General features: G+C 69.7%; 2 protein-coding genes. Both read right to left on the reverse strand.

Annotated features, from left to right (window positions below; translation table 11 throughout):
• On the reverse strand, nucleotides 1-987 hold a 987-nt coding region (locus VHB27_RS22850; protein ID WP_325604951.1), incomplete at its 3' end, for a polyketide synthase.
• Nucleotides 984-3216, reverse strand: a 2233-nt coding sequence (locus tag VHB27_RS22855) for a methyltransferase (protein WP_325604953.1), incomplete at its 5' end; no start/stop codon positions are given. The genes VHB27_RS22855 and VHB27_RS22850, both read right to left, overlap by 4 nt.

A 3216-nucleotide genomic window follows, 5' to 3' on the forward strand; every position in this document is an offset into this window, starting at 1 on the left:
ATACCCGACCTCGGCCGCCGAGACCCCAGACGCCTTCAGCGCCCGCCGGATCAGCGCCTGCTGCGCCAGCCCGTTCGGCACCGTCAGCCCGCTGCTCGGGCCGTCGTGGTTCACCGCAGAGCCACGGATCACCGCAAGCACACGGTCGCCGTCACGCACCGCATCGCCCAGACGCTTCAGCACAACAACGCCGCAGCCCTCGCCGCGCACAAAACCGTCCGCTCCCGCAGAAAACGCCTTGCAGCGGCCGTCCGGCGACAGCATTCCGGCGCGGGCGAACGTACGCGACGCCTCGGTCGTCAGGATCAGGTTGACGCCGCCGGCCAGCGCCATGCCGCACTCGCCCCGGCGCAAACCCTCGATCGCCAGGTGGATCGCCGCCAGCGAGGACGAACATGCCGTGTCGATCGACAGGCTTGGCCCGCGCAGGCCCAGCAGATAGGAAATCCGCCCCGACGCGATGCTGTGCGCCGTACCCGATCCGAAATGGGCATCGAGGTCGGACAATGGTGTCGTTGCCAACCGAAGCAACGAGTAGTCATAGGTGCAGATACCGACATAGACGCCGGTCGGCGACCCGTACAGCGACGTCGGCGCGATGCCGGCATGCTCCAGCGCCTCCCAGGTCACCTCCAGCAGCAGCCGCTGCTGCGGATCCATGCTGGCCGCCTCGCGCGGGGCGATGCCGAAGAACTCCGCGTCGAACTGGTCCGGCGCGTCCACCAGGGCGGCGTGGCGGATCGTGTCCGGCGCATCCTCCGCCTCGGCTCGGATATCGTGCCACCGCCGTGCGACGTCCGTCGACACCGCATCATGCCCACGGTGCAGCATGTCCCAGAACGCATCCACGGATTCGCCGCCCGGCATGCGGCACCCCAGGCCGATCACGGCGATCGGCTCGTTCCTTTCCGCTTCCAGCGCGGCGACACGTTCCTGTGCGTCCTGCAGCGCCAGGAAAGCCTGTCGAAGCGGAGACGTCGCGCTCATCGGCTTACCACCATCTGGTTGGCGAGGACGCGCTGCGCCAGCAGCGCTTCGACCTCTTCGTCGGACATGTCGGCCAGGTCGGCCGCGCTCTTGACACCCGGCAACGTGGCCCGAACCACGGGCACCGGTTCCGCCTCGGGCCGCGCCGGCGCCGCCAGGCGCAGGATCTCGTCGGTCAGCCCTTCCACCGTACCGGTGTCGAACGCGATCGTCGCGGGCAGCCGGTCGCCCAGGCCCAGCGCCTTGGACAGATCGGTCTGGAGTTGCAGCGCCATCAAGGAATCCATGCCGAGGTCGGAGAAACGCTCCCGCGGCCCTGGCCGCGTCGCGGGGTCGAGATGCATGACCTGCGCGGCGCAATGGCGGACGATCCGTTCCAGCGCCTCACGCCCGATCGCCTCCAACGGCTTGTCGGCCTGAACCGGTTCCGCAACGAACGCGGCGACGGCCTCGACCGGTGCTGACCGTTTGATCGCGGCGACGGCGCGCATGTCGAGGTCGTTGCGGGCGACGATGACATGCTGGCCGATCCTGTCCGTGACCGAACCGGCCTTCGGGAACCGCTCCGCCGTCACGAACCCACGCTCCCGCAGCAGCGCCGTCCAGCGGTCGGCGTCCAGCAGCGGATGAAAGCTCCGATAGGCGTCGTCGAAACGATTCCACCCTTCGACGAAACCGATCGACAGGTCGAGCATGCTGTGATGCGTCGTCGACTCGAGCAGCACCAGCAATCCGCCCGGCTTCAGCAGGGCACGCATGTTATCGAGGGTGACGGCAAGGTCGCGTGTCGCGTGGATGACATTGGCGGCCAGGACCACATCGGCCTGGCCCACCGGCAGCTCCGCCGGCGGCGCCTGCTCCAGGTCGAGGCGATTGAAACGAAATGCCGGGTTCTTCCCGAACCGGCGCTGCGCCCGGGTCAGGAAAACATCCGACAGGTCGGTGAACCAGTATTCCCCGTCCGCCGGGAAGAACTCGGCCAGGCACGATGTCGTGCCGCCGGTCCCCGCACCCGCTTCCACCAGGCGGAACGGTTCGTCGCCGCGATGGTCCGCCAGCGCCGACCGCACCGCCGACGCGACCATCGCGTTCAGGTACCGCGCGCTGGGGCTGCGCTCGTAAATCCCCTCGGCCATGTCGAGCGAGCCGCGCGCGAACAGCACTTCCAACGGATTTGTCCGTCCGGTCAGCAAGTCGACCAGCTTGCCGCAGGTGCGCCGCGCATAGTCGAGCATGTCCGGATCGTCGGCCATCAGCCGCTCGACTGCCTGCCACGCCGCCGCAAGGTCGCGCCGCCGGAGAGGAGAGGGGCTGACGAACACCCCATTTCCCTCGTCCTGCAGCACACCGTCCCGCGCCAGCAGCAGCATCCAGCGATACACCAGGTTGCGATAACCCGGCGCGATCCCGTGGCGGCGCAGGATATCCTCGGCCGTCGCGCGCGCGCCGGGCTGGGCGAACTCGCCGAACCCGGCCAGCGTGTCGATGGCATATCCAGCGGTCAGCGCATCGACCGCGCGCCAGCGTGCGTCGAACCGCGTCACGTCCCAGCCGAGCGGTCCGGTCTCACTTTGCTGGGCGACGGCGGAGACAAGCCGGGACCAGTCGAAACCCGGCGTCGCCTGCACCGGTTTCTCCGCCGCCGCCGTCACCGGGTCTGCCGGCCGCCAATAGCGCTGCCGCTGGAAGGCGTAAGTCGGCAGGTCGAGCACCGGCCTGGCCCCCGCCTGCCCCGGCAGGCGATGGAACACGTCCCAGGCCAGGTCGACGCCGGCCAGATACAACGTCCGCGCCGCCTGGATCACGCCCTGCCAAATAGTTTCGTCCATAACGGTATGACATACGGCTCGCCGCGCGATCGTCCCCGCGGCGCAGGCGCTGTCATCGCCCAGGACCAGCAGGACGTCGGCGCCGGCGGACGCGGCGGCGGCAATCGCCGTGTCGAGGCGGGAGTCGCCGTCGCCCTCGGTCCAGGCCGTTTCGATCCGCCCCGTGCGGGTGGAGATGAAGGCAGCGCCGGTCGGCCGGGCCGTCCCCGCCGGACGCAGGCCCGCCAGGGTCGCCGCCGCGATCTCCCCCGAACCGACGCCGAAGACGGCCGCCGGGGCGATCCCGGCCGACATCCAGAAGCGGCCAAGCGCAAGCTGCAGGTCGGCGGGGGAGCGGGCGGCGGCATCCATGAAAGCCGCCGGCATTCCATCCGGATCCATCGCACCGGCGCCGTCCGGC

Origin of the sequence: Rhodopila sp., from assembly GCF_035548235.1 — a bacterium.
GTDB lineage: Bacteria > Pseudomonadota > Alphaproteobacteria > Acetobacterales > Acetobacteraceae > Rhodopila.